This is a genomic window from Bradyrhizobium sp. AZCC 1719 (assembly GCF_036924525.1).
Classification (GTDB): Bacteria; Pseudomonadota; Alphaproteobacteria; order Rhizobiales; family Xanthobacteraceae; genus Bradyrhizobium.
Genome location: NZ_JAZHRU010000001.1, coordinates 1,043,319 through 1,069,247, shown reverse-complemented (window position 1 = coordinate 1,069,247; position 25,929 = coordinate 1,043,319). Strand labels below are relative to the sequence as shown.

Genomic DNA, 25,929 nt, shown 5'->3' with positions numbered 1-25,929 from the left:
TTCGATCACCCGGACCTTGCGGAGCTATCGGCTCGCCGTCATGGCAGCTTGTCATATCCTTCACCCAGCCCGTTCAGGCTGAGCGGAAACCCGATGCCCTCTTCGGGCGTCTCAAAGATAATAAAAGTCGCCGTCTTGGCGCCTCGGAGCTGGCCCAGGAGCTTTTCGTCCATCACCACCTCGGCGACGCAGCCATTCGGCAGGCAGCGGACAAACCCGGCACGGCCGACGTCCTGGTTGTCGAGCTTCAGCCCAAGGCCGGAGGGCAAGAGCACGCCGAGGGGGGCGACCACCCGCATCAGCTTGCTCTTCTGGTCGGCGGTTTTCAGCACGATCACGGTCAGGCCGGCGTTGGAGCGGTCCTCGGCGACCACGCTCTGGATCAGGGCGCATTGCTCGCCTTGGGCGCCGGGCGGGGTGTCGCAGCGGATCTGCCAATCGCCATGGACCGACCGCACCGCGCCTTGTGCGCTCGCCGCCTGGGTCAGGCCGAGCAGGAAGGCCACGGCGAGCAGGCCGCCGAGCCAGCGGGCCGGTTCCAGGCGATATCCTGCCTGGTGTCGTCGCGCCCTATGTTTCGAACGCCCCATCCGGGTCGATCCTCTCACGATTTCCGGCAGCGCCGGCAGCACATATTGTAACTGGACTTACCCGGACTGATACGCAATGACGGCGCCTTGAAGGCAGTCCGGGAGCCAATCCGCGCCATCGAGGACCGTAGGCCCGAGCGAATCAGGTCGCTCGGGAGCGCCCTGCCTGTGCCTACATCCGGCAATCGGCCTGTCAAGCGGTGCAGGCCTGCCAAACGGCAGGTTTTGCCTGATTTGTCAGGAAAATCCGAGGTCCGGCGAATAGCAGGTGACGCATGGCTTTGCGCCCCACTACTGCATTGCGAGAGCCTTAGAATTATGGTTTGAGAGGCTGGATTTCGACGCGTTCTAACGATCTGGCCCGGGGTGCTGCAGCAATACTGTTGCAGGTACTTTCGAAAGTGTACTTCCAAAAGTACCTCCGGTAGGCCGTTTGTGAGGGCGGATCGTGCGGCATTTCCGGCCATCCGGCCGAGATGCTTTGGGGATTTTTCTAAAGGAGCGCGAGCGGCATGAAGATGTCGAATGGCCTGATGGGCCGGCGGTTGCTGGGGTTGGCGGTAGCGGGCATGGCGCTCGTCTCCGGCGGGACGGCTTTTGGGCAGCAGCCAAAGCCGTGGGAAATCACGCTGCAGGAAGCCGCGACCCCGGTGATGGAAAACATCATCAGCTTCCATAATTTGCTGCTGGTGATCATCACGCTGATCACCCTGTTCGTGCTGGCGCTGTTGGTCATCGTGGTGGTGAAGTTCAACGCCAGGGCCAATCCGGTGCCCTCCCGGACCACCCACCACACGCTGATCGAGGTGGCCTGGACGCTGATCCCGGTGCTGATCCTGGTCGGCATCGCGGTGCCGTCGTTCCGCCTCCTGTTCCAGCAGCTCGACGTTCCCAAGGCCGACCTGACCGTCAAGGTCACCGGCAAGCAGTGGTACTGGAGCTACGCCTACCCGGATAACGGCAAGTTCGAGTTCGATTCGCTGATGGCGCAGGACAAGCAGCCGCGCCTGCTCGGCGTCGACAACGAAATGGTGGTGCCGGTCAACAAGGTGATCCGGGTCCAGACCACCGGCGCCGACGTGATCCACGCGTTCGCGGTGCCCTCGTTCGGCATCAAGATCGACTCGATCCCCGGCCGTCTCAACGAGACCTGGTTCAAGGCGACCAAGACCGGCATGTATTACGGTCAGTGCTCGGAACTGTGCGGCAAGGACCACGCCTTCATGCCTATCGCGGTCAAAGTGGTCAGCGATCAGGAATTCGCCGAGTGGGTTGAGGCGGCGAAGAAGAAGTATGCGACCAACCCGGCGAACACCTACGCCTCGGCTGGTGGTCAGACCGCGCAGTAAGGCGCGGGCCAACGGACAAGCAAGGGACAAGGGCGACCGGACCTGAAAAGGTCCGAATAGGGACTGCAAGGCAGGATTACAAAATGGCAACGACGGCAGCGACACACCACGATCACGCCCATGATGACCATGCGCATGCCAATCCGACCGGATGGCGGCGCTGGCTCTATTCGACGAACCATAAGGACATCGGCACGATGTACCTTATCTTCGCGATCTTCGCGGGCATCATCGGGGCTGCGATGTCGATCGCGATCCGCATCGAACTGATGTATCCCGGCGTCCAGTTCTTCCACGAATCCCACACCTACAATGTGTTCGTGACCTCGCACGGCCTGATCATGATCTTCTTCATGGTGATGCCGGCGATGATCGGCGGCTTCGGCAACTGGTTCGTGCCGCTGATGATCGGCGCGCCCGACATGGCATTCCCGCGCATGAACAACATCTCGTTCTGGCTGCTGCCGGCCTCCTTCGCGCTGCTCTTGATGTCCACCTTCGTCGAGGGTGAGCCGGGCGCCAACGGTGTCGGCGCGGGCTGGACCATCTACGCGCCGCTGTCGACCTCGGGCCATCCGGGACCGGCGGTAGATTTCGCGATCCTGTCGCTGCACATAGCCGGTGCCTCGTCGATCCTCGGCGCCATCAACTTTATCACCACGATCTTCAACATGCGCGCACCGGGCATGACCCTGCACAAGATGCCGCTGTTCGTGTGGTCGATCCTGGTGACGGTGTTCCTGCTCTTGCTGTCGCTGCCGGTGCTCGCCGGCGCCATCACCATGCTGCTCACCGACCGTAATTTCGGCACCACCTTCTTCTCCGCTGACGGCGGCGGCGATCCGGTGTTGTTCCAGCATCTGTTCTGGTTCTTCGGCCATCCCGAAGTGTACATCCTGATCCTGCCCGGCTTCGGCATGATCAGCCAGATCGTCTCCACCTTCTCGCGCAAGCCCGTGTTCGGCTATCTCGGCATGGCCTACGCCATGGTCGCGATCGGCGGCATCGGCTTCGTGGTGTGGGCGCACCACATGTACACGGTCGGCATGTCCAGCGCGACCCAGGCCTATTTCGTTGCCGCCACCATGGTGATCGCGGTGCCGACCGGCGTGAAGATCTTCTCCTGGATCGCCACGATGTGGGGCGGCTCGATCGAATTCCGCACGCCGATGCTGTGGGCGATCGGCTTCATCTTCCTGTTCACGGTCGGCGGCGTCACCGGCGTCGTGCTGGCGAATGCGGGCGTCGATCGCGTGCTGCAGGATACCTATTACGTGGTCGCGCACTTCCACTACGTGCTGTCGCTGGGCGCGGTATTCGCGATCTTCGCGGGTTGGTACTACTGGTTCCCGAAGATGTCCGGCTACATGTATTCGGAAACCATCGGCAAGCTGCACTTCTGGGTCACCTTCATCGGCGTCAACCTGGTGTTCTTCCCGCAGCACTTCCTCGGCCTGTCGGGCATGCCGCGCCGCTATGTCGACTATCCCGACGCGTTCGCGGGCTGGAACCTGGTGTCCTCGGTCGGCTCGTACATTTCGGGCTTCGGCGTGCTGATCTTCATCTACGGCGTGGTCGATGCCTTCATGAAGAAGCAGGCGGCTGCCAACAATCCGTGGGGCGCCGGCGCCACCACGCTGGAATGGACGCTGACGTCGCCGCCGCCCTTCCACCAGTTCGAAGTTCTGCCACGCGTGCAGTAAACGGTTGTTCGCGGCGCGCCATCGTTGCGCGCCGCGGCTTTAGTGAAGCGAGATAAATCTTGTCGGTAGTCGACCACAACGCGATCGATGCTCTACCTCGGATTTCCGAGGCTGATGTCGGTGATTACTTCGCGCTGCTGAAGCCGCGGGTGATGTCGCTCGTGATCTTCACCGCGCTGGTCGGTCTCTTCATCGCACCCGGCCACGTCCATCCGGTCATCGCCTTCACCTCGATCCTCTGCATCGCGGTCGGAGCGGGCGCCTCGGGCGCGATGAACATGGCCCTGGAGGGTGACATCGACGCTCTGATGTCGCGCACCGCCAACCGGCCGATCCCGCGCGGACGCATCACGCAGGGCGAGGCCATGGCGTTCGGCCTGATCCTGTCGTTCTTCTCGGTGATGACGCTCGGCACCCTCGTCAACTGGCTCGCCGGCGCGCTGCTGGCGTTCACGATCTTCTTCTACGTGGTGATCTACACCATGTGGCTGAAGCGCTGGACCGCGCAGAACATCGTGATCGGCGGTGCCGCGGGCGCGCTGCCGCCTGTCGTGGCGTGGGCTGCAGCCACCGGCTCGCTGTCGATGGAGCCGCTGCTCCTGTTCCTCATCATCTTCTTCTGGACCCCGCCGCATTTCTGGGCGCTGGCGCTGTTCCGCAGCGACGATTATGCCCGCGCCGGGATTCCGATGCTGCCCGTGGTCGCGGGGCCTGACGCGACGCGGCTGCAGATACTGCTCTACACGATCGTGCTGGTCGCGATCGCCGCAGCGCCCTGGCCGCTCGGCTATTTCGACGCGGTCTACGGCGTCATCTCGCTGATGCTCGGCGCCGGCATGATGTGGCTCGCGATCGAGGTCTTTCGCCACCGCGAAGGCAAGCAGGCGCAGCGCGCCACCCGCCGGCTCTTTGCCTTCTCGATCCTCTATCTGTTCGCGCTGTTTGCGACGCTCCTGCTTGAGGTCGTGATTCGCGCTGTCGCAGCTATGGTCGGGTAGGGGGCGCATGGAACGCTTATGGACGACAAGCGCAAGCCAGATGGAATCGTCCTCACCGAGGCGCAGAAGCGGAGCCGCCGTCATCGCTCGATCGCCATTGCGCTCGCGCTCGGCGTCCTCGTCGTACTGTTTTTCGCAGTCACCATGGTTAAGGGGCCGGGCGTTCTCGTCCGTCCGTTGTAATTGAGATGCAGAACGAGCCGCAGATCAGCGAAGGCAGGACGGAAGGCGAGAGGGTTGCCTCGCGCCGTGCCCTGACGCGCGATGCGGCCGTTGCCTCGATCTGCGGCTTCGTCGTGGTGCTGATGGTCGGCGCGTCCTATGCCGCCGTGCCATTCTACAACTGGTTCTGCCGCGCCACCGGCTTCAACGGCACCACCCAGGTCGCGACTTCGGCGCCGTCTGACGCGCCGCTGGAGCGCAAGATCGCGGTGCGGTTCGACGCCAATGTCGGTCCCGGACTGCCCTGGAAATTCGAACCCGAGCAGAACGAGATCGAAGTCCGCATCGGCGAGGTCGTCACCGTCTTCTATACCGTAACCAACCAGGCCGCGCGCGCCACCGTCGGCGTTGCCGCCTACAACGTCGCGCCGCTCACCGTCGGCGCCTATTTCCAGAAGATCAACTGCTTCTGCTTCACCGAACAGACTATGGGCCCCGGCGAGAAGCGCGAGATGCCCGTGGTGTTCTACGTCGATCCGGCGCTGGCGAAAGACAGCGAGAACGACGGACTGAAGACGATTACCTTGTCCTACACCTTCTATCCCGTGCGCGAACCGGCGCCGAAGCCGCTCGCGGCCGGCGAAACGGATAAACGCAAGGGAAACCTGTAAGCTTGGAATTCCGTATCTGGCGGGATTTCGCGATTTGATTGTTGAGACGAATATGTGCCGAAGGGAACGGCACATCTAACGGAGAGACCGCAATGGCTACGGCGCACGCGAAGCACCACGACTACCACCTCGTCGATCCGAGCCCGTGGCCGGTCGTCGGCTCGATCTCGGCCTTCATCATGGCCGTGGGCGCGATCGCCTGGATGCATCACATGTTCGCCGCCGCGCCGATCATCTTCGGCGTCGGGACCATCGGCGTGCTCTACACCATGGCGAGTTGGTGGGGCGACGTGATCCGCGAAGCCCAATACAAGGGCGACCACACCCGCGTGGTGCAGATCAGCCACCGCTACGGCATGATCCTGTTCATCGCCTCCGAGGTGATGTTCTTCGTCGCCTGGTTCTGGGCGTTCTTCAATTCCGCGCTGTTCCCTGCGGATGCGGTCCACGCCACCCGCGACGCGGTGTTCGGTTGCGGTCCGGGGACGGCTGCCGGCGCCTGCAGCGTGCCGGGCACCTGGCCGCCGAAGGGCATCGAGACCTTCGACCCCTGGCACCTACCGCTGCTCAATACGCTGCTGCTGCTGACCTCGGGCACCACGGTGACCTGGGCGCACCACGCGCTGCTCGAGAACGACCGCCAAGGGCTCAAATACGGCCTGATCCTCACCGTCGTGCTCGGCGCCTGCTTCACCGCCGTGCAGGCCTACGAATATGCCCACGCCACGTTCACGTTCTCGGGCAACATCTACGGCGCGACCTTCTTCATGGCCACCGGCTTCCACGGCTTCCACGTGCTGGTCGGCACTGTCTTCCTCTTGGTCTGCCTGTTCCGCGCCTATGCCGGCCATTTCACGCCGAAGCAGCATCTCGGCTTCGAATTCGCGGCCTGGTATTGGCACTTCGTCGACGTGGTGTGGCTGTTCCTGTTCGTCACCATCTACGTCTGGTTCCGCGGCGCGGGACCGGTGGCCGGACACTGATGCAGGCTTGACGTGCTACAAGGGGCGGTCGGAAGGACCGCCCTTTTCTCTTACCCTTCTCCGAAGTCGGATTTATCCGACTTCGACAAATTGAAATACCTAACTCGGGTAAACCCGAGTTAGGTTGGGAGAAGGTGCCTTCGCGAAGCGAAGGCGGATGAGGGGTCTGTCTCCGCGGAGAGAACCCCTCACCCGTCGCCTCACTTCGTGAGGCGCCACCCTCTCCCACAAGGGGAGAGGGAAGGAAAAGTCGATGGCTGACACTTCACCCACACTAACTCAGAGCGCACTCCGCGGCCTCGCCTGCCGCTGCCCGCGTTGCGGCAAGGGCAAGCTCTATGCGGGCTTCCTCGACCTGCGCCCGAATTGCGAAGCTTGCGGGCTCGACTACGCCTTCATCGATTCCGGCGACGGCCCTGCGATCTTCATCATCATGCTGGCGGGCGCCATCGTAGTCACCGCCGCCCTGATCGTCGAAGTCAAATATCAGCCGCCGTTCTGGCTGCATGCGGCGCTCTGGCTGCCGCTGATCGCAGCGACCACGCTTCTGCCGTTACGCTCGATGAAGTCGCTGCTGATCGCACTGCAATTCCATCACAAGGCGGCGCCAGGCCGGCTAATCGACCGCGAGCCGAAATGACCGGCCTTTCGTCGCGGCGGCGGCCGGTTGCCGGCTTTGCCGTCTTCACGCTGATCATGGTGGCGGTCTTCGCGGGCCTTGGCGTCTGGCAATTGCAGCGCCGGGTCGAAAAGCACGCGCTGATCGCGATGCTGAACGAGCGACTCGCCGCTGCGCCTGAGGCACTGCCGGCGCAAGCGCAGTGGAATGCGCTGACGGCGGCCAAGGACGAATTCCGCCGCATCAGCTTTACCGCCACCTACGCGCCGTTGCCAGACGCGATGGTCTATAGCGCAGGCTCCGCGGTGCGCGACGATGTCTCCGGCCCCGGCACCTGGGCGTTCCTGCCGGCGCAACTCGCCGATGGCAACACCATCGTGGTCAATACCGGCTTCGTACAGAACACGATGCAGGACCGCGCCCAGCAGGATCGCGCCGTAAGACGGCTCATCACCGGTGACCCGGTGCAGCTCACCGGCTATATCCGTTTTCCCGAGAGCGCCGGCACGCTGACGCCGCCGGAGAGCGCGGCAAAACGGCTTTGGTTCACCCGCGATCATCTCGCGATGGCGCGCGCGCTCGGCTGGGGCGAGGGCGGTAAGGCCGTCGCGCCGTTTTATGTCGATCTGGAACAACCGGTGCCCGAAAGCGGCATTCCGAAGCCCGGACCGCTCTCCGTGCGGCTCAAGGACGATCACCTGCAATACGCCATCACCTGGTTCACGCTGGCCTTTGCAGTCGTCATCGCTTTCGGTGTGTGGTGGCGCGCGCAGCGTCGGGCCTGAGACCCCGTATTCGTCCGGACTAGCCTAATGGAACCTTTGTTCCGCACTATCATTTTAGTACCACGGTGAGTTCCGGAAACAGGCTGTTCAGTGTCCATTCACGACGATCGCCATACTCCATCACCCGCGTCACCCCTCGGGACAAGGTATGGCAACGTGGATAGGATCGCGGAATTGGCTGATGATTTCGATCAGGTGGCATTGGTGGTCGACTGGTTGGACGCGTGCCGCAAGCGCGACCTCGTGACATTGCTCGACCTCTATGCGGATGACGCGATGGCCGAATGCCGGTGCGGCGAGGCCAAGGTCAGTGAAGGTCGCGCCGGACTCGAATCCTACTGGCGGCCGCGCCTCGATGCGATCGCACCCACCGCATTCGGGCTGGAGGAAATCACGCCGACCACCGACGGCGTCGTGCTCGATTATCTGAGCCACGAAGGTGCGCCCGTCCGCATCGCATTCACCTTTTCGCGCGACGCCAAGATCCTGCGCACCACCTGTGCCCCCTCGGGCCAGGCGTTGTGCCGGGAAGTTGCCGCCGTTGGCGACTGATCGTTAACTCCGTTCTGCGTGTTGCGACTGTGAGGCGGAATCGCCCGCTGGAAGCCGGCAACGAATGCAGGTGCGCCCTGCCTCGCGCAGCAACTCAAGCGTCCCGCTCAGCGCCCGAACGCGCTCCAGCATTCCTGTCAGCCCCCGGCCGAACATCCGATCTGCCGGAAAGCCAACGCCGTCGTCGGACACTTCCACGATCACTTCGCGCTCGTTGATGCCTGTCGCGACATGCATCGATTTCGCTTTGGCGTGGCGGAGCACATTTGTCACCGCCTCCTGGATCACGCGATAGACCGTCTGCGACAGCAGGCCATCGACCTCGTTCAGATCAGCGTCGATCTGCGACGTCACTTTGAGATCAGGCGACTGCGCCTTCGCATTCCGCAGCAGCGTCTGGATGCTCTTCTCCAGCCCGAGCTCCTGAATGTAGAGCGGCCGCAGGCGGTCGAGGATGCGGCGATTCGCCTGCTGCAATGTTTCGACCGACTGCAGAATGCCATCGGCCGCGCTCCTCAACTCCGCGTTAGCGGACGGGATGGTTTCCAGGAGCGCCACCGTGTTGGCGCGGATCCCGAACAGCAGCGGCCCGAGCTCATCATGGAGCTCGCGCGCCATGTCCTGCCGCTCGTCATCCTGCAGCGACACGATCCTGCGCAGCAGGCTACGATTATCCTGGCTGAGGCGATTGAGGGTGCGGGCGAGTTCGTTGGCTTCCTGCGCGCTCCTGCGGATCTCGGGCGGACCGGCAGGGGAAATTAGCTGGTCGTAATTCCCCGTTCGCATGCGGGTCAGGCCGTCGCCCAGATTTTGCAGCGGCACCAATGCGGAACGCACGGTGAAGTGGGCAATCGCCCCCGTCAGCAGCATCAGGCCAATCCCGGAGCAGGCGATCGCCAGAAATCCGATCCACTTTTCGTAGATGTCGGCGGACATGTCCGGCGCAAATACGATATCGCCGACCTGCTTCCCCTCGACCATCACGGGGAAGGCTGTCCCGATTTCGGGGATGGCGAGGAGGTGGACGAACCAGTCAGGCACCGTTCCAAGGGGAGTCTGCACCTCGGGAGGGTAAACATCGAGGTCGGTCCCGAGGCGTCGAAACCGGATTGTTTCCGACGTTCCAAGCGATTGCACGAACGCATCGAGAGTTGTTTGCGGATTGGCCGAGGCTCGAAGCGCAGCGTTGAGCGCCGCCGCGACTGTTCTGGCCGAGCGAGTCCCTGGCTCGGCTTCCTCCACAAGTTGCGCAGAGGCAAAGATCTGGAGCGAAACGGCTCCGGCCAGCAGGGCGGCCACGAACATCAGGCCGAGCGGCAGCAACAACCGCGTTCTGAGAGAAAGCCTTTCCCACATTTGCACTATTTTAGTTCCCGCAACCCAAGATTTCTCTTTTCAAATACCGCCAACCGCTTATTTATCCCGAAAGGGGATGGATGATGCAAAATTCCACGAGATCGGCAACGAAGGTATTGATCGTCGACGACCATCCGGTGGTCCTGTCCGGTTGCCGTTCGCTGTTCGCCTCGGACAATTCCGTCAAGATCGAGGAGGCCACCGACGCCAAGTCCGGCCACCGCGCCTACGTTGCCAGGAAGCCCGACGTCACGGTTATCGACATCAAGCTTCCCGACGTTTCCGGCTTCGAGCTGATGCGGCGCATCCGCAAGGACGATCCGGGCGCCAGGATCATCATGTTTAGCATGAATGACGATCCGGCGTTCGTCGTTCGCGCCATCGAGATGGGCGCCCAGGGCTATGTTTCGAAGGGCGACGATCCCCGGATGCTGGTGAGGGCCGTCCGCAAGGTTGCTGCGGGCGAGAATTTCATTTCACCGCAACTGGCGGAGGCAGTGACGTTTTCAGGCGCGTCAATCAAGGCCAATCCGGCATCGCTGATGACGGCGCGCGAGCTGGAAATCCTGCGGCTGTTGGGCCGTGGTGACAAGATCGTCGAGGTCGCCGACGCGCTGGAGATTTCTTACAAAACGGTGGCCAACACCACCTCGCTGCTCAAGCAGAAGCTCGGCGCCAAGAACCATTCGGACTTGATCCGGATCGCGGTCGAGATGGGGCTCGGCTGAACGCCACTGGCATCCGCGTGGGCTACACCGGCCGCGCCGCGCGGGCGCGACCCTTTCGCGCCGCTGCAGTTCGCGCATCACCCCACAAGTTCCCGATCGTCGATTTTGTTCTGTTCCGTGGCGACCAATCAAGAAGATCAAGCGGATAGTCTGCCGTCGATTGACGGGAAAAATTGGCAAAGTAACCTTGCGGAGCATTTGCAAGGAGAGCTGGATGAACAGCCCCGATATCGTAGAAGCCGCCCTTGCACGGGCCTGGAGCGTCTACCTGCTGATCCACAGCGGTATCGACGAGAACGACGCCCGGCGCGCCAGCCTCCAGCGTTTTATACGACAGCGCTGCATGGCGGGGGAGACCGACACGGAGTTACTGGCGGTCGAAGGGCTCAAATATCTCAAAAGCCTGGAAGGACCCCGGGAGGACTAGTTCGCCGCCGCTTTGGCCGACGGCTCATCCCCGTTCGATCGGGAAAAACCGGAACAATCGATTCTCTCGCGCGTTGCCGGCATCATTGGAGCCGTGCCCGGATGGCGGCCGAAACCAGCATGGAAACCATGAAGGTCTGCACAAATCAGTGATGGACCCTTCCAGGAGAGAGGGCCGCAGGTTCGCCTGCGGCCCTTTTGTTGGGCCGGCAACAAGCGTCAGCGCCGGTAACGCAGCGCCTCAACCAGCACAGCAGAGGGCGGCGTGAAACACCGAGCTGCGCCGCCGCCCGGGTGAAGCTTCTTTCGCGCCACTGCAAGGAACGCGGTGAGATCGCTGATGTTTTGCCGCGCCATTCATGAATCCAATTCATAGGCGCAAATCAATTCTGCCATCTAATGCAAATCAATTCTGCAATCTAATAGAGCGGCCTGTGGCAGCTAGATGTTGGGGCCGGCGTCGCTCGCACCGTCGCGCTCTATCAAACGTGAACGCCGGCCAGGAACAGCCGAAACGCGGCGCAGTTACACGAGCGCAGCCGGATATTTCACGCGGGCAGCGGTAAAGACCGCGCCTACCTCGAACGTGATCCGGGCGAAAAGCACAAACGGGAACACGACATGAAAAGTCCGAGCGACTTCGAATTATCGCGGCGTAAACTGTTGGCGGGAAGCGCCGCATCAATAGCGCTGACGGCGGCGCCATCCATCGTCTATGCCCAGGTGCCTGCCGTGGAGGCTGCCGTCGCTGAAGTCTCTGCCGTATGGAAAGTCTCCTTCACCGTAAACGGAGCGGCGCGCGGCCTTACGCTCGACCCGAGAACCACGCTGCTCGACGCGCTGCGCGAGCACCTGCGTCTCACCGGCACCAAGAAGGGCTGTGATCACGGCCAGTGCGGCGCCTGCACCGTCATCGTTGGCGGAAGGCGGATCAATTCCTGCATGACGCTCGCCGTGATGCACGAGGGCGAGCGCATCACGACCGTCGAGGGGCTCGGCACGCCCGAGAACATGCACCCAATGCAGGCCGCTTTCGTCAAGCATGACGGCTACCAATGCGGCTATTGCACGCCGGGACAAATTTGCTCGGCCGTCGCAGTGCTCGACGAGATCAAGGCCGGCATCCCGAGCCACGTCAGCACCGACCTGAACGCGCCGCCGCAACTCAGCAATTCCGAGCTCCGCGAGCGCATGAGCGGCAATATCTGCCGTTGCGGCGCCTATTCCAACATCGCCGAGGCTATATCGGAAGTCGCCGGGAGGCCCGCATGAGATCATTCACCTACGAACGCGCCCGCACGCCGGCTGAGGCTGCCGCTTCCGCGATGCGCAAGCCGGATGCCAAATTCATCGCCGGTGGCACCAATCTCCTGGACCTGATGAAACTCGAGATCGAGACGCCGGCCCATCTGATCGACGTCAACGGCCTTGCACTCGACAAGATCGAGCCGACGCAAGAGGGCGGACTACGCATCGGCGCGCTGGTCCGCAACACCGATCTCGCCGCGGACACGCGCGTGCGGCGCGACTACGGCGTATTGTCGCGCGCGCTGCTCGCGGGCGCCTCGGGGCAACTGCGCAACATGGCGACGACGGCAGGCAATCTGCTGCAGCGAACGCGCTGCCCTTACTTCTATGACACCAATCAATCCTGCAATAAACGGAAGCCCGGCAGCGGCTGTGCGGCGATCGGCGGCTTCAGCCGCCAGCATGCTGTCGTAGGCGCAAGCGAAGCCTGCATCGCGACCCATCCGAGCGACATGGCGGTGGCGATGCGCGCGCTCGATGCCACCGTCGAAACCGTGCGGCCCGACGGCGCGACGCGAACGATCCCGATCGCCGAATTTTACCGTCTGCCCGGCGATACGCCGCATATCGAAACGACGTTGATGCCGGGCGAATTGATCACGGCGGTGACGCTGCCAAAACCCGTCGGCGGCAAACAGATCTACCGCAAGGTGCGCGACCGCGCCTCCTACGCCTTCGCGCTGGTATCGGTGGCTGCGATCGTGCAGCGCGACGGAACAGGGCGTGTCGCGCTCGGCGGCGTCGCGCACAGGCCATGGCGTGTCGAGGCGGCCGAGGCCCAGATGCCGCGTGGCGCCAAGGCGGTCGCCGCACAGTTGCTCGCCGACGCCAGGCCGACGCGCGAGAATGCATTCAAGGTTGCGCTGGCCGAACGCACGTTGGGCGCCGTGCTGGCTGAAGCGAAAGGCTGATCCGAAAGGTTGATCCATGAGATTCGAAACCCCTGCCACAATCAATCCGATCGACCAGCTCAAGGTGGTCGGTAAGCCCGCCGATCGCATCGATGGTCCGCTCAAGACCACGGGCACCGCGCGCTATGCCTACGAGCACCATGAGGGCGTCTCAAATCCGGCTTACGGCTACGTGATCGGCTCGGCCATTGCCAAGGGCCGGATCACCGGTATGGATCTCACTGCCGCCAGGTCGGCACCCGGTGTGCGCGCCATCGTCACGGCGGATAATGCCGGCAAGCTCGGCAAGGGCGACCGCAACACCGCGAAGCTGCTCGGCGGTCCCGACATCGAGCATTACCACCAGGCGATCGCGCTCGTGGTTGCCGATACCTTCGAGCAGGCCCGCGCCGCCGCGGAACTCGTCCGCGTCGACTATGTCCGAACGGATGGCGCCTTCGATCTCGCGGCGGTCAAGGACATTGCCAAGCCCCGGGCTGTGTTCGGCGGTCCGGCCGATACCGCGGTCGGTGATTTTGCCGACGCATTCGCCGCAGCGCCGGTTCAACTCGACGCTAGCTACACCACGCCCGATCAGGCGCATGCGATGATGGAGCCGCATGCCTCGATCGCCGCCTGGAATGGCGACAAGCTCACGCTCTGGACCTCGAACCAGATGATCGCCTGGGGAGTGGGGGAGGTGGCGAAGACGCTGGACATTCCGAAGGAGAACGTTCGCCTGATCTCGCCCTTCATCGGTGGCGGCTTCGGCTCGAAACTGTTCGTTCGTTCGGATGCATTGCTCGCAGCACTCGGCGCGCGCGAAACCGGGCGGCCCGTGAAGGTGGCGCTGCCGCGGCCCTTTGTCTTCAACAACACCACACATCGCCCCGCAACGATCCAGCGCATCCGCATCGGCGTGGGCAGGGATGGCAAAATCTCGGCCATCGGTCATGAAGAGTGGTCCGGCAATCTGCCCGGCGGCAGGCCCGAGGGCGCGGTCGCCCAGACACGGCTGCTTTATGCCGGCGCCAACCGCATGACCGCCACGCGGCTCGCCGAACTAAGCTTGCCCGAAGGCAACGCCATGCGCGCGCCGGGCGAGGCATCGGGCATGATGGCGCTTGAAATCGCGGTTGACGAAATGGCCGAGCGGCTCGGCATGGATCCGATCGAATTCCGTATCATCAACGATACCCAGGTCGATCCGGAAAAGCCCGAGCGGCCGTTCTCGCAGCGCCGCCTCACCGAGTGCCTGCGGACAGGCGCGGAGCGCTTCGGCTGGAACAAGCGCAATCCGCAGCCGGGCAGGGTTCGCGACGGGCGTTGGCTGGTCGGCATGGGGGTCGCTGCCGCGTTTCGCAACAATTTGCTGACGAAGTCGGCCGCACGCGTGCGGCTCGACAACAACGGCGTTGTAACCGTCGAGACCGATATGACCGACATCGGCACCGGCAGCTACACGATCATCGCGCAGACCGCGGCCGAGATGATGGGTGTGCCGATGGAGAAAGTAGTGGTGCGTTTGGGAGACTCGACCTTCCCGGTGTCATCAGGCTCCGGCGGACAATGGGGCGGCAACAACTCGACCGCAGGCGTTTATGCCGCATGCGTCAAGCTGCGCGAGGCTGTCGCGCAAAAACTTGGTTTCAACTCGGCGGAAGCGGAGTTCGCTGATGGTGAGGTTCGCTCGGGTAATCGCCGCGTGCCGCTGGCGCAGGCCGCGGGCGGTAGCGGCCTCAGTGCCGAGGACGGCATTGAGTACGGCGACGTCGACAAGAGGTATCAGCAATCGACCTTCGGCGCGCATTTCGTCGAGGTCGGCGTCGATGTCGCCACGGCCGAGATCCGGGTGCGCCGGATGCTCGCGGTCTGTGCCGCCGGCCGCATTCTCAATCCGAAGACCGCGCGCAGCCAAGTGATCGGCGCGATGACCATGGGCGTGGGCGCGGCACTGATGGAGGAACTCGTCGTCGACGAACGCGCCGGCTTCTTCGTCAACCATGATCTCGCTGGGTACGAGGTGCCGGTTCACGCCGACATTCCGCATCAGGACATGATCTTCCTCGACGAGACCGACCCGATGTCGTCGCCGATGAAGGCCAAGGGCGTCGCCGAGCTCGGCATTTGCGGCGTGGCAGCGGCGGTCGCCAACGCCGTCTACAACGCCACGGGCGTTCGCGTGCGCGACTATCCGATCACGCTCGACAAGCTGCTGGAGGAAATGCCGGACGTCGGTTGAGCTTGAGCGCACGCGTATTGAACTTCGAGGCTTGACCCAGGGCATCCGCAAGGGAAGCGCCACCTGATCTGGCGTGGCAGGAATATGGCGGTGGACGAGGATCATTCTTCAAGGCTAGCGCGCCAATCGTTCCAAAAAAGCGCTATGAATGGACCATGGAGAATCCGCGCCCCCTGCCGTTCTCGGCATTCGAATGGTTGCTGTCCGGGCGGTACTTGCGGGCGCGTCGCAAGGAAGGCTTCATTTCCGTTATCGCCGGTTTTTCCTTCCTCGGCATCATGCTCGGCGTTGCGACGCTGATCATCGTGATGGCGGTCATGAACGGCTTCCGCAAGGAGCTGGTGGGCAAGATCGTCGGCCTGAACGGCCACCTTCTGGTGCAACCGCTGGAGCAGCCGTTGACGGACTGGGAGGACGTCACCGAGCGCATCAGTCAGGTTCCAGGCATACGGCTCGCCGTTCCCGTGGTGGACGCTCCGGCGCTTGCATCGTCGGCGCACAACGCCTCCGGCGTGCTCGTTCGCGGCATTCGCTCCGACGATCTCAACAAATTGGCCGCGATCGCCGGCAACGTCCAGCAGGGCTCGCTGGTAGGATTCGACCAGGGGCAAGGGGTCGCGATCGGACGCAGGCTTGCCGATCAATTGTCGCTGCGTGCCGGCGACAACATCACGCTGGTCGCGCCAGATGGCGCAGCGAGGTCGAAGGGCACGACGGCGCGGATCAAGCCGTACAAGGTTGCGGCGGTGTTCAGCATCGACATGTCGGAATATGATTCCGTCATGGTCTTTCTGCCGCTCGCCGAGGCGCAGGCCTATTTCAACCGCGCCAATGACGTGAGCGCCATCGAAATTTTTATCGACGGCAGCCCTGACCGGGTCGACAGCTTCCGAAGGCCGGTGGCTGACGCCGCGGGACGGCCGGTGTTCCTCGTCGACTGGCGACGGCGCACCTCGGCTTTCTTCGCCGCACTTCAGGTCGAGCGCAACGTCATGTTCCTGATCCTGACCTTGATCGTGCTGGTCGCCGCGCTGAACATCGTGTCGGGCCTGATCATGCTGGTGAAGGACAAGGGCAGCGACATCGCGATTCTGCGCACCGTGGGCGCCTCGCGAGGGGCAATCATGCGGATATTCCTGATCGCAGGTGCTGCGATCGGCGTGCTCGGCACGGTGACCGGACTGCTCGTCGGCATGCTGGTTTGCCTGAATATCGAAACGATCCGGCAATTCCTGTCCTGGCTGACCAATACCGAGCTGTTTCCACCAAAACTCTACTTCTTGTCGAAGCTGCCGGCGGAGATCGATTTTGGCGAAACCGCCGCCGTCGTGGTCATGGCATTGACGCTGTCGTTGCTCGCGACGCTCTATCCATCCTGGCGCGCCGCGCGGCTCGATCCGGTCGATGTGCTTCGATATGGGTGAGGACGGGGGCTAGGTCCCGCACAAAGTTGTCGTCACCCGCGAAGGCAGGTGACCCAGTATTCTAGAGACAGCAGTGATCGAGCCGAGAAGCCGCGGCGTACTAGATCCCCCGCATGCGGGGGATGACGGGTGGTGTGCGTGGCGTCATGGCGAGCGGCCGCACGACGGCATGGTATACGGGCGATTACGCATTTTGCGGTAGTCGCGTCCTTCCTTTTTCGCCCACGAGCCATTTCCCCTTCGCCGCAAAACCCATTATGGTGCGCCCTCGCTTCGCGCTTGGCGAAATCTAATTCATGGCTAATATCAAAGGCTTGGCACAAGGCTTGCGCCTTTGGAGGGTGGTTTGACGCGCTATATTTCGACGCGGGGGGAGGCCCCCGTCCTGGGTTTCTGCGATGTGATGCTGACCGGGCTCGCCCGCGACGGCGGCCTCTACGTGCCCGAGGTCTGGCCGCAGTTATCGAGCGAGACCATCGCCTCCTTCTTCGGCCGGCCCTATTGGGAAGTTGCCGTTGACGTCATCAAGCCGTTTGCCGCGGGCGAAATTTCCGACGCCGATCTCGGCCGCATGGCGAATGAGGCTTATGCGACGTTCCGCCATCCCGCGGTGGTGCCGCTGAACCAGGTCAGTCCCCATCAATTCGTGCTGGAGCTGTTCCACGGCCCGACGCTGGCGTTCAAGGACGTCGCCATGCAGTTGATCTCGCGGCTGATGGATCACGTGCTGGCCAAGCGCAATCAGCGCACCACCATCGTTGTCGCGACCTCAGGCGATACCGGTGGCGCCGCGGTCGATGCGTTCGCCAATCTCGACAATGTCGACTTGGTCGTGCTGTTCCCGAACGGGCGTATCTCCGACGTGCAGCGGCGAATGATGACGACGACGGGCGCGTCCAACGTGCATGCGCTGGCGATCGAGGGCACCTTCGACGACTGCCAGGCACTCGTGAAGGCGATGTTCAACCATCACGGCTTTCGCGATGCGGTCTCGCTGTCCGGCGTCAATTCGATCAACTGGGCGCGGATCGTCGCGCAGGTGGTGTATTACTTCACGTCGGCGGTGGCGCTCGGCGCGCCCGCGCGTACCGTGGACTTCACTGTGCCAACGGGAAATTTCGGCGACATCTTTGCGGGCTACGTGGCGAAGAGGATGGGCCTGCCGGTGCGCTGGCTGCGCATCGCCTCCAACGTCAACGACATCCTGCCGCGCACGCTCAAGACCGGCATCTATGAAGTCCGCGAGGTTCATGCCTCGGCGTCACCGTCGATGGACATCCAGGTTTCCTCGAATTTCGAACGGCTGTTGTTCGAGGCGAGCCGCCGCGACGCCGACAGTGTCCGCCGGCTGATGGCCTCGCTAAAACAGTCCGGCCGTTTCGTGCTGCCGGATGCCATGCTGGCGGCGATCCGCGAGGAGTTCGACGCCGGCCGCGCCGACGAGACCGAGACGTCGGCCGCGATCCGCGCCGCCTGGCGCGAGGCCGGGGACCTCGTCGATCCCCATACGGCGGTGGCGCTGGCGGTGGCCGATCGCGATACCTCGGATTCGAAGATCCCCAACATCGTGCTGTCGACGGCGCATCCGGCCAAGTTCCCTGACGCGGTGGAAGCTGCGTGCGGCGTGCGGCCGCAACTGCCGGCCTGGCTCGACGGCCTCATGACCAAATCCGAACACATCACGGTGATGAAAAACGATTCAGCCGAGGTGGAGCGATTCGTGCGCTCGGTCAGCCGCGCCGCGAAGCAGGGAGTTGCCGGATGAGCGTTGATATCACCAAGTTGCCATCCGGCCTGACCGTCGTCACCGACACCATGCCGCATCTGGAAACGGCGGCGCTCGGCGTCTGGGCCGGCGTCGGCGGCCGCGACGAAAAGTCGAACGAGCACGGCATCTCGCATCTCCTGGAACACATGGCTTTCAAGGGCACGACGCGGCGCTCCTCGCGCGAGATCGTGGAAGAAATCGAGGCGGTCGGCGGCGACCTCAATGCCGGGACCTCGACCGAGACCACGGCCTATTACGCGCGGGTGATGAAGGCCGACGTGCCGCTCGCGCTCGACGTGCTCTCCGACATCCTCACCAATCCGTCCTTCGTGCCGGACGAACTCGAGCGGGAGAAGAGCGTCATCGTGCAGGAGATCGGCGCGGCGCAGGATACGCCCGACGATGTCGTGTTCGAGCACCTCAATGAACTCTGCTTTCCAGACCAGCCGATGGGCCGGTCGCTGCTCGGCACCGCGAAGACGCTGAAGAATTTCGATCGCGACATGTTGCGCGGCTACCTGGCGACGCATTACCGCGGCCCCGACATGGTGGTCGCGGCCGCCGGCGCGGTCGACCACAAGCGCGTGGTGGAGGAAGCGGCGCAGAGATTTGCCAGCTTCGACGCCACGCCGGCGCCGAAGCCGCAACCCGCGATGTTCGGCGAGGGCGGCTCCCGCGTGGTACACCGCGACCTCGAACAGGCGCATTTGACGCTGGCGCTCGAAGGCGTACCGCAGACCGACCTGTCGCTGTTCTCGCTGCAGGTCTTCACCAACACGCTGGGCGGCGGGATGTCATCGCGGCTGTTCCAGGAAGTGCGCGAAAAGCGCGGCCTGTGCTACTCGATCTACACCTTCCACGCGCCCTATACCGACACCGGGTTCTTCGGCCTCTACACCGGCACCGATCCCGGCGACGCCCCCGAGATGATGGAGGTCATCGTCGACGTCATCAACGACTCCGTGGAAACCCTGACCGAAGCCGAGATCGCTCGCGCCAAGGCGCAGATGAAGGCGGGGCTGTTGATGGCGCTGGAAAGCTGCTCGTCCCGGGCCGAACAGCTTGCGCGGCACGTGCTGGCCTATGGACGGCCGCTGACGGTGGAGGAGCTGGTCGCCAGGATCGATGCGGTCTCCATCGAATCGGCCCGCAACGCGGCGCACGCGCTATTGTCCCGCAGCCGGCCGGCGGTTGTCGCGCTTGGCAGCGGAAGGGGTCTGGACACGGCGGTGTCTTTTGCGGAAGGATTGACGCGGTCGAAGGCGAAAACCCTTCTACATTGAGGTAGGGCGGGGAGAGTGAGCATGGCCCTGTTTCGTTTGCCAACCAGCGGACCGGCTGCGCTCGTACCGCGTGGCCATGGCCTCCTGCTGCGAGCTCCCCAGATGGCGGATTTCCCGCAATGGGCGCAATTGCGCGAACAAAGCCGGACCTATCTGACGCCATGGGAGCCGATCTGGCCGTCGGACGATCTGACCCGCGCCGGGTTCCGCCGCCGGCTGCGCCGCTACGCCGAGGATATCGCCGCCGACCGCTCCTATCCCTTCATCATCTTCCGCGAGCGCGATGGCGCCATGATCGGCGGCATCACGCTCGCCAATGTCCGCCGCGGCATCGTGCAGGCCGGGACCATCGGATATTGGGTCGGCGAGCCTCACGCCTGCCGCGGCTACATGACCGCGGCGCTGCGGGTGCTGTTGCCGACGCTGTTCGGTGAGCTCAATCTGCACCGCATCGAGGCGGCCTGCATTCCCTCCAATACGCCGTCGATCCGGGTGCTGGAGAAGTGCGGCTTCACCCGCGAGGGGTTGGCGCGGCGCTACCTCTGCATCAACGGCATCTGGCAGGACCACCTGCTGTTCGGCCTGCTGCATGAGGATTTCCGCGGCTGAACCGTTGATTTCTAAGCCTTTTGGGTGCCTTGGGTTCGCCGCCATTGGGCTGCTATAACGCCGCGGGAATAGACGATGATGGGGATGGCAGGGACGTCGCATGGGTGACAATCGTTTGCTCAGGGTAGCGATCGCGGCTGCGGTCGCGGGCGGGCTGGCTTGTACGATGGCCACGCCGGCATCGGCGCAATCGCTGACCGATCGTTTCAAGAGCCTGTTCGGGGGTAAGTCTGACGAGCCGGCCACAGACGCGCCTGCCGCGCCGGTACCACAGGACACCGGCGACCTGACCTGTCCGCCGGTCACAGTCCGGTCAGGCGCTTCCACCTACGCCGTCGCGGCCCCCGGCAAGCAGCCGGTCGGCAACGACCTGCGGTTCCAGGCGACGATCAGCAAGATGGCCCGCGAATGCAGCGTCAATGGCGGCGTGATCACGGCGCGGATCGGCATTCAGGGCCGCGTCATCGCGGGTCCCGCCGGCGCGCCGGCTTCGGTCCAGGTCCCTATACGTGTCGCGGTGGTGCACGGCGGCGTATCTGAGAAGACCATCGCCACCAAGGCCTACCAGACCACGGTCAACATGACCGAAAGCGGCAGCGAGCCGTTCACGCTGGTGGCCGAAGATCTCACCTATCCGGTGCCCCCCGGCGCTGCCGGCGACAGCTACATCTTCTACATCGGGTTCGACCCGCAGGCCCTGAAGCCGGAGCGCCCGGCGCCGAAAAAGAAGAGGCAATAAAAAAGCCGGCGCGATCGTCTCGCGCCGGCTTTGATTGATGGTGGAAAGCGCTCAGTTCAGCTTGGCGCGAACCTCGGCAATGCCCTTGGCGAGCAAGTCGTCGGCAACCGAGCCCTTGACCGACTGCGACAGGATGGTCGAGGCGGCTTCGACCGCAGCGTTGGCGGCGGCGGCGCGGACGTCGGCCAGCGCCTGGGCTTCGGCAAGCGCAATCTTGCTCTCGGCGGTCTTGGTGCGGCGGGTGACGAAGTCTTCCATCTTGGCCTTGGCTTCGGTCGCGATGCGCTCGGCTTCGGCCTTGGCGTTGGCGACGATCTCCTCGGCCTCGCGCTCGGCGCTGGCGCGGCGGGTCTGGTACTCGCCGAGCAGCTTGGCGGCCTCCTCTTTCAGACGGCGGGCGTCGTCAAGTTCGGCCTTGATGCGTTCGCTACGATGATCGAGCGCCGTCAGCACCGTCTTGTGGATGCCGAGATAGGCAAACAGCACCATCAGGATGACGAAGGCGATCGCGACCCAGGTTTCCGGTTCGGTGAACATCGGTCTATCCCTTCAACGAAGCATCGACGGCTTGGCTCACCGTCTTGCTGTCGGGCAGCACGCCGGTGAGGCGCTGGACGATCGCGCCGGCCGCATCCCCTGCGATACCGCGGACATTGCTCATCGCAGCTTCCCGTGTCGCCGCGATCTGCTTCTCGGCGGCAGCAAGCTTGGCGGTGAGCTGGTCTTCCAGCGTCTTGCGCTCGGCTTCCGCGGCCGCGTTCAGCTTCTCGCGGGTCTCGCTGCCGATGGCCTGGGCGCGGGTGCGAGCGGAAGCGAGTTCGGTCTCATACGCCTTGAGCGCTGCGTCCGACTCGTCTTTCAGCTTCTGCGCCGCCGCCAGGTCGCCCTCGATCGCGTTCTGACGTGCGTCGATCACGCTTTCGACGCGCGGCAGCGCAAAGCGGGACACGATCACATAGAGCGCGACAAACGCGATGACGAGCGACACCAGTTGCGAAGCAAACGTGCTCGACTCGAACGGAGGAAATCCTCCGCCGTGTCCGCCGTCGGCTTCGGTGTGGGCGCCGGTGCCCTTGGCCGGGGTACCATGACTTTTTTCAGCCACGGGGTTCTCCTGTTGCTGTCAGGCGCGCCGCCTGGAGGCGGCGCGTGTGGGTGCAGCTCAGAGCGGAACGAACAGCAAAAGCAGCGCGATCAGCAGCGAGAAAATGCCGAGCGCTTCGGTCACGGCGAAGCCGAAGATCAGGTTGCCGAACTGGCCCTGGGCTGCCGAGGGATTGCGCACCGCAGCGGCGAGGTAGTTGCCGAAAATGATGCCCACGCCGACGCCCGCGCCGCCCATGCCGATGCATGCGATGCCCGCGCCGATAAGTTTAGCTGCTGCCGGTTCCATTTCTATAGCTCCTTGAGGGGGTAAGACAAAGGTGTGGGTGGAAATTCCCCGGACCGCTTAGTGTCCCGGATGAATGGCGTCGTTGAGGTAGATGCAGGTCAGGATCGCGAACACGTAGGCCTGCAGGAACGCGACCAGGAGTTCGAGCGCGGTCAGCGCTACCGTGAGCGCCAACGGCAGCATGCCGCCGACCCAGCCGAGCGCGCCGAGCGACACGCCGAGCATCGCGACGAAGCCCGCGAACACCTTCAGCGCGATGTGGCCCGCCAGCATGTTGGCGAACAGACGTACGCTGTGGGAGACCGGCCGCAGGAAGAACGACAGGATTTCGATGAACATGACCAGCGGCAGGATGTAGATCGGCACGCCGGAGGGCACGAAAATCTTGAAGAACTTGAAGCCGTTCTTGTAGAGCCCGTAGATCAGGACGGTGAAGAAAACCAGGAAGGCCAGCGCCGCGGTGACGATGATGTGGCTCGAAACCGTGAACGTGTAGGGGATAATGCCGATCAGGTTCGAGATGCAGATGAACATGAACAGCGAGAAGATCAGCGGGAAGAACTTCATGCCTTCCGCGCCGGCAGTAGAGCGGATCGTCGAGGCGACGAACTCGTAGGAGATTTCCGCGATCGACTGCAGCCGCCCGGGAACCAGTTGCCGTCCCGCCATGCCGCCGATCATCAGCAGCGAGATCACCGCTACCGAGAGGAACATGTAGAGCGAGGAGTTGGTAAAGGCGATCGTTTGGTTGCCGATATGGCCGATCGTGAAGAGGGGTTCGATATTGAACTGGTGGATCGGGTCGATTTTCATCCGCGCGGCTCTTTATCCACCGGCCTGGCCGGCAATCGAATTTCAAATGTCGTGACTTCCCGTCGATGCTCAGCGTCTGCGGGAAGCTACGCCTGCAGATCTCACCACGTTGACCACACCGGCGACGAAGCCGAGCAGCAAAAACACGATGAAACCGAACGGCGACGTCGACAACAAACGGTCGAACCCCCAGCCAATCGCCGCCCCGACGACAACGCCCGCAACCAACTCCGAGGAAAGCCGGAAACCCAGCGCCATCGCAGATGCTCTGGCAGCCCTGTCTCCGCTTTCAGTTCCGGGTTGATCAGTCTTGAGTTTCCGGCTGTCACGAATTTCGGACAACCGTTGATCCAGACTTCCGAGCCTTGCGGAAAGCGCAGCTTCGTCGGAAGACGGCTGATCGCGATTCCCACTTGCGTTGTCGTTCTTGTCTTCGGCCATGCCCAAGACTCTAAACGATGCCAACGGTTGATGGAAATTACGCCCGTCACCCTTGAAAGCCGCGCGGACCATACTTACCGCGTCTAATCAAGTCAAGATTACGCCGTAACCAGCTAGTGCTTTGATTTTTCTGGAATTATTCGAATGTCGTCCGCGGCCCTGTGGACCCGCGATCGCAGTGCAGCAGTATTGCCACAGGGATCGATCTTGCGCGGATTTGGGCGGTCTGCTGGGATGCCCCGAGCGAAGCGAAAATCCCCGTCCCTGGAGCCCGCATGCCGCGTCAGGTCGATTACTATTTCTCGATCCAATCGCCGTGGGCCTATATCGGCCATCAGCCCTTTCGTGACCTGGTAAGTACCTACGATCTCAAGGTTAATCACAAGCCGGTGGTGCTGGTCGATCTGTTCTCGGAGACCGGCGGCTTGCCTTTGATGAAGCGCCATCCGGTGCGGCAGCGCTATCGGATGGTCGAATTGCAGCGCTGGCGCGACAAGCGCGGATTGAAATTCCACCTGCAGCCGCCGAACTGGCCTTTCAATGCGCGTCTGGCCGATGGCGTCGTGATCGCGGCGCTGGAGGCCGGCCTCGACCCCGACCGATATCTGCGACGGGCCTTTGCCGGCGTCTGGGAAGAGCAGCTCAACCTCGCCGATCCCGCAACGATTGCGAAACTCGCCGATGAAGCGGGGCTGCCCGGCAAGCAACTGGTGGAGCGATCAGGCTCGGAAGAAATTAGCGCAGCCTATGAGCAGAACCGGCAGGACGCGCTCTCGGCTGACGTGTTCGGTTCGCCGGTCTACGTGCTGGATGGCGAGGTGTTTTGGGGGCAGGACCGCATCGAATTGCTCGGAGACGCGTTGAAGTCCGGCCGCGCGCCCTATAACTCGGTAGTGTAAGGGCGCCTTGAAAGCGCCCCGCCGGTCGAGGAAACCGGTACTGTCCTGAGGCGGGAGCAAGCCCATGAGCAGAGCGAAATCGTCCTCGAAATTGCCCGGCGTCACTGTGCTGGCCCTTTGTCTTGCCGGCGCCGGTCAGGCGGTTGCAGGCCCGATGCCGGAGACCGAGAACGGCCGCTACACGCTGTCGCCGGCAGGCGATGGCGTGCTTCGCCTGGATACCCGAACCGGCGCAGTCTCGACCTGCAACAATTCGGGTGCGGGCTGGGCCTGCTATGCCGTACCTGACGAGCGCGCGGCGATGGACGCGGAAATCGGCCGTCAGCAAGCCGACATTGTCCGGCTGCAGGCCGAGAATGAGCGGCTCAAGGCGGAGCTCGCCTCGCGCGAACCGACCGTGAGCGGCAAGACCGAGGAGCCGCTGCCGAAATCGGATTCGCTGAAGAAGAGCGAGCCGAAGGTTGCCGAGGGCGAGCGCAAGATCGAAATCCCGCTGCCGAGCGACCGCGACATGGATCGCATGATGTCGTTCCTGGAGCGGGCCTGGCAGCGATTGATCGAGATCGCCAACCGGCTGCAGCGGGACGTCAGCGGCAAGATTTGATAGCAGACGCCGAATGTAGGGTGGGCAAAGCGAAGCGTGCCCACCATCATTATCGATGCAAGAACTGGTGGGCACGGCGCGAAGAGCGCCTTTGCTCCCTACGAAGATCGCCCTTGATGACCGCACCCAAATCCCTTTCCCGCACTGCCCTGTCCACGGTCAGCGCCACCACCATCGTGTCCTCGCAATTGACCGTGCAAACGCGAGGCGCGGGCTTCACCGACCTCACGGCTGAAGTCGCAAAATTCGTCCGCGACGCACATGCGCGCGAGGGCGCGGTGACGCTGTTCATCCGTCACACCTCGGCGTCGCTGACCATCCAGGAAAATGCCGATCCGACCGTGCTGGTCGACCTGGCCACCGCACTGAACCGGCTTGCGCCGGAAAACGCCGGCTGGCGTCATGACATCGAGGGGCCGGATGACATGCCGGCACACATCAAGACCATGTTGACAGCGACCTCGCTGCATATCCCGGTTTTGCAGGGCGCACTCGCGCTGGGTACCTGGCAGGCGATCTATCTGGTCGAGCATCGCGCTCGGCCGCACCGGCGCGAGATCGTGCTGCAGTTTGGCGGCAGCGTGGATTGAAACC

General features: G+C 63.3%; 30 protein-coding genes. 22 read left to right on the top strand and 8 right to left on the bottom strand.

Annotation, left to right across the window (positions count from 1 at the left end; translation table 11 throughout):
* Nucleotides 1-38: 38 nt before the first annotated feature.
* The gene (locus V1292_RS05175; protein WP_065743953.1) at nucleotides 39-590 is read right to left on the bottom strand and encodes an invasion associated locus B family protein; all 552 of its coding nucleotides are present in this window, start codon (nucleotides 588-590) and stop codon (nucleotides 39-41) included.
* A 512-nt stretch (nucleotides 591-1,102) separates the two neighbouring features.
* Here V1292_RS05175 and coxB point away from each other — a divergent pair.
* From coxB to V1292_RS05130, 9 genes are all read left to right on the top strand, one after another.
* Complete coding sequence (coxB, locus tag V1292_RS05170) at nucleotides 1,103-1,939, top strand: cytochrome c oxidase subunit II (RefSeq protein WP_334370781.1); 837 nt, start codon at nucleotides 1,103-1,105, stop codon at nucleotides 1,937-1,939.
* An 83-nt stretch (nucleotides 1,940-2,022) separates the two neighbouring features.
* Entirely contained in the window at nucleotides 2,023-3,642 is a 1,620-nt protein-coding gene (ctaD, locus tag V1292_RS05165; protein WP_334370779.1) for a cytochrome c oxidase subunit I, read from the top strand.
* A 59-nt stretch (nucleotides 3,643-3,701) separates the two neighbouring features.
* Nucleotides 3,702-4,640 (top strand): heme o synthase, encoded by a 939-nt coding sequence (locus tag V1292_RS05160; RefSeq protein ID WP_334370778.1) that lies wholly within the window; start codon nucleotides 3,702-3,704, stop codon nucleotides 4,638-4,640.
* A gap of 18 nt (nucleotides 4,641-4,658) precedes the next feature.
* Entirely contained in the window at nucleotides 4,659-4,823 is a 165-nt protein-coding gene (locus tag V1292_RS05155; protein WP_065726586.1) for a CoxF protein, read from the top strand.
* A gap of 5 nt (nucleotides 4,824-4,828) precedes the next feature.
* A complete protein-coding gene (locus V1292_RS05150) occupies nucleotides 4,829-5,473 on the top strand; it encodes a cytochrome c oxidase assembly protein (RefSeq protein ID WP_334370774.1) in 645 nt (214 codons plus the stop codon).
* A gap of 92 nt (nucleotides 5,474-5,565) precedes the next feature.
* Nucleotides 5,566-6,456 (top strand): cytochrome c oxidase subunit 3, encoded by an 891-nt coding sequence (locus tag V1292_RS05145; protein ID WP_334370772.1) that lies wholly within the window; start codon nucleotides 5,566-5,568, stop codon nucleotides 6,454-6,456.
* A 253-nt stretch (nucleotides 6,457-6,709) separates the two neighbouring features.
* On the top strand, nucleotides 6,710-7,096 hold the full coding sequence (locus V1292_RS05140; protein ID WP_334370770.1) for a DUF983 domain-containing protein: 387 nt from the start codon (nucleotides 6,710-6,712) through the stop codon (nucleotides 7,094-7,096).
* Nucleotides 7,093-7,860: an SURF1 family protein gene (locus V1292_RS05135; RefSeq protein ID WP_334370769.1), complete on the top strand. Its 768-nt coding sequence runs from the start codon at nucleotides 7,093-7,095 to the stop codon at nucleotides 7,858-7,860. Before V1292_RS05140 ends, V1292_RS05135 begins: the two co-directional genes overlap by 4 nt.
* 174 nt (nucleotides 7,861-8,034) lie before the next feature.
* Nucleotides 8,035-8,412 carry a nuclear transport factor 2 family protein gene (locus tag V1292_RS05130; protein ID WP_334370767.1) on the top strand — a complete coding sequence of 126 codons (378 nt, stop codon included), beginning with the start codon at nucleotides 8,035-8,037 and terminating at the stop codon, nucleotides 8,410-8,412.
* A gap of 3 nt (nucleotides 8,413-8,415) precedes the next feature.
* On the opposite strand, the gene V1292_RS05125 is transcribed toward V1292_RS05130, so the two are convergent.
* A complete protein-coding gene (locus V1292_RS05125; protein WP_334370765.1) occupies nucleotides 8,416-9,738 on the bottom strand; it encodes a histidine kinase in 1,323 nt (440 codons plus the stop codon).
* Nucleotides 9,739-9,851: 113 nt separating this feature from the next.
* On the opposite strand from V1292_RS05125, the gene V1292_RS05120 reads away from it, so the two are divergent.
* Nucleotides 9,852-10,496, top strand: a complete 645-nt coding sequence (locus V1292_RS05120; RefSeq protein ID WP_334376941.1) for a response regulator transcription factor — start codon at nucleotides 9,852-9,854, stop codon at nucleotides 10,494-10,496.
* 214 nt (nucleotides 10,497-10,710) lie between these two features.
* Nucleotides 10,711-10,923: a hypothetical protein gene (locus V1292_RS05115; RefSeq protein ID WP_334370763.1), complete on the top strand. Its 213-nt coding sequence runs from the start codon at nucleotides 10,711-10,713 to the stop codon at nucleotides 10,921-10,923.
* A 218-nt stretch (nucleotides 10,924-11,141) separates the two neighbouring features.
* On the opposite strand, the gene V1292_RS05110 is transcribed toward V1292_RS05115, so the two are convergent.
* A complete protein-coding gene (locus V1292_RS05110; protein WP_334370761.1) occupies nucleotides 11,142-11,279 on the bottom strand; it encodes a hypothetical protein in 138 nt (45 codons plus the stop codon).
* Between the two features lie 264 nt (nucleotides 11,280-11,543).
* On the opposite strand from V1292_RS05110, the gene paoA reads away from it, so the two are divergent.
* From paoA to V1292_RS05070, 8 genes are all read left to right on the top strand, one after another.
* The gene (gene paoA, locus V1292_RS05105) at nucleotides 11,544-12,194 is read left to right on the top strand and encodes an aldehyde dehydrogenase iron-sulfur subunit PaoA (RefSeq protein ID WP_334370759.1); all 651 of its coding nucleotides are present in this window, start codon (nucleotides 11,544-11,546) and stop codon (nucleotides 12,192-12,194) included.
* The gene (locus V1292_RS05100) at nucleotides 12,191-13,141 is read left to right on the top strand and encodes an FAD binding domain-containing protein (protein WP_334370757.1); all 951 of its coding nucleotides are present in this window, start codon (nucleotides 12,191-12,193) and stop codon (nucleotides 13,139-13,141) included. The genes paoA and V1292_RS05100 overlap by 4 nt, the downstream gene beginning before the upstream one ends.
* A 16-nt stretch (nucleotides 13,142-13,157) precedes the next feature.
* The gene (gene paoC / locus V1292_RS05095; RefSeq protein ID WP_334370755.1) at nucleotides 13,158-15,362 is read left to right on the top strand and encodes an aldehyde oxidoreductase molybdenum-binding subunit PaoC; all 2,205 of its coding nucleotides are present in this window, start codon (nucleotides 13,158-13,160) and stop codon (nucleotides 15,360-15,362) included.
* Nucleotides 15,363-15,517: 155 nt separating this feature from the next.
* Nucleotides 15,518-16,786, top strand: a complete 1,269-nt coding sequence (locus V1292_RS05090) for a lipoprotein-releasing ABC transporter permease subunit (protein ID WP_334370753.1) — start codon at nucleotides 15,518-15,520, stop codon at nucleotides 16,784-16,786.
* A 346-nt stretch (nucleotides 16,787-17,132) separates the two neighbouring features.
* On the top strand, nucleotides 17,133-18,551 hold the full coding sequence (gene thrC / locus V1292_RS05085; protein ID WP_334370751.1) for a threonine synthase: 1,419 nt from the start codon (nucleotides 17,133-17,135) through the stop codon (nucleotides 18,549-18,551).
* The gene (locus V1292_RS05080; protein WP_334370749.1) at nucleotides 18,548-19,837 is read left to right on the top strand and encodes a M16 family metallopeptidase; all 1,290 of its coding nucleotides are present in this window, start codon (nucleotides 18,548-18,550) and stop codon (nucleotides 19,835-19,837) included. The genes thrC and V1292_RS05080 overlap by 4 nt, the downstream gene beginning before the upstream one ends.
* A 21-nt stretch (nucleotides 19,838-19,858) precedes the next feature.
* Nucleotides 19,859-20,446, top strand: coding sequence for a GNAT family N-acetyltransferase (locus V1292_RS05075; RefSeq protein ID WP_213285587.1), 588 nt, complete (start codon nucleotides 19,859-19,861; stop codon nucleotides 20,444-20,446).
* Nucleotides 20,447-20,546: 100 nt separating this feature from the next.
* Entirely contained in the window at nucleotides 20,547-21,185 is a 639-nt protein-coding gene (locus V1292_RS05070; protein WP_334370747.1) for a hypothetical protein, read from the top strand.
* Between the two features lie 51 nt (nucleotides 21,186-21,236).
* Here the strand turns inward: V1292_RS05070 and V1292_RS05065 are convergent, their stop codons facing one another.
* From V1292_RS05065 to V1292_RS05045, 5 genes are all read right to left on the bottom strand, one after another.
* Nucleotides 21,237-21,722, bottom strand: a complete 486-nt coding sequence (locus tag V1292_RS05065; protein WP_334370746.1) for a F0F1 ATP synthase subunit B family protein — start codon at nucleotides 21,720-21,722, stop codon at nucleotides 21,237-21,239.
* Between the two features lie 4 nt (nucleotides 21,723-21,726).
* Nucleotides 21,727-22,290, bottom strand: coding sequence for a F0F1 ATP synthase subunit B family protein (locus V1292_RS05060; RefSeq protein WP_334370744.1), 564 nt, complete (start codon nucleotides 22,288-22,290; stop codon nucleotides 21,727-21,729).
* A 57-nt stretch (nucleotides 22,291-22,347) separates the two neighbouring features.
* A complete protein-coding gene (locus tag V1292_RS05055; protein ID WP_016847054.1) occupies nucleotides 22,348-22,578 on the bottom strand; it encodes a F0F1 ATP synthase subunit C in 231 nt (76 codons plus the stop codon).
* 57 nt (nucleotides 22,579-22,635) lie between these two features.
* Nucleotides 22,636-23,391 carry a F0F1 ATP synthase subunit A gene (locus tag V1292_RS05050; RefSeq protein WP_057845468.1) on the bottom strand — a complete coding sequence of 252 codons (756 nt, stop codon included), beginning with the start codon at nucleotides 23,389-23,391 and terminating at the stop codon, nucleotides 22,636-22,638.
* Nucleotides 23,392-23,460: 69 nt separating this feature from the next.
* A complete protein-coding gene (locus V1292_RS05045; RefSeq protein ID WP_334370742.1) occupies nucleotides 23,461-23,832 on the bottom strand; it encodes an AtpZ/AtpI family protein in 372 nt (123 codons plus the stop codon).
* A 275-nt stretch (nucleotides 23,833-24,107) separates the two neighbouring features.
* Between V1292_RS05045 and V1292_RS05040 the strand changes: the two genes are divergently transcribed.
* From V1292_RS05040 to V1292_RS05030, 3 genes are all read left to right on the top strand, one after another.
* Nucleotides 24,108-24,731, top strand: coding sequence for a 2-hydroxychromene-2-carboxylate isomerase (locus V1292_RS05040; protein WP_334370741.1), 624 nt, complete (start codon nucleotides 24,108-24,110; stop codon nucleotides 24,729-24,731).
* A gap of 64 nt (nucleotides 24,732-24,795) precedes the next feature.
* Nucleotides 24,796-25,335, top strand: a complete 540-nt coding sequence (locus V1292_RS05035; RefSeq protein WP_334370740.1) for a hypothetical protein — start codon at nucleotides 24,796-24,798, stop codon at nucleotides 25,333-25,335.
* Nucleotides 25,336-25,451: 116 nt separating this feature from the next.
* Entirely contained in the window at nucleotides 25,452-25,925 is a 474-nt protein-coding gene (locus V1292_RS05030; RefSeq protein ID WP_334370739.1) for a secondary thiamine-phosphate synthase enzyme YjbQ, read from the top strand.
* The last annotated feature ends 4 nt before the right edge of the window (nucleotides 25,926-25,929 follow it).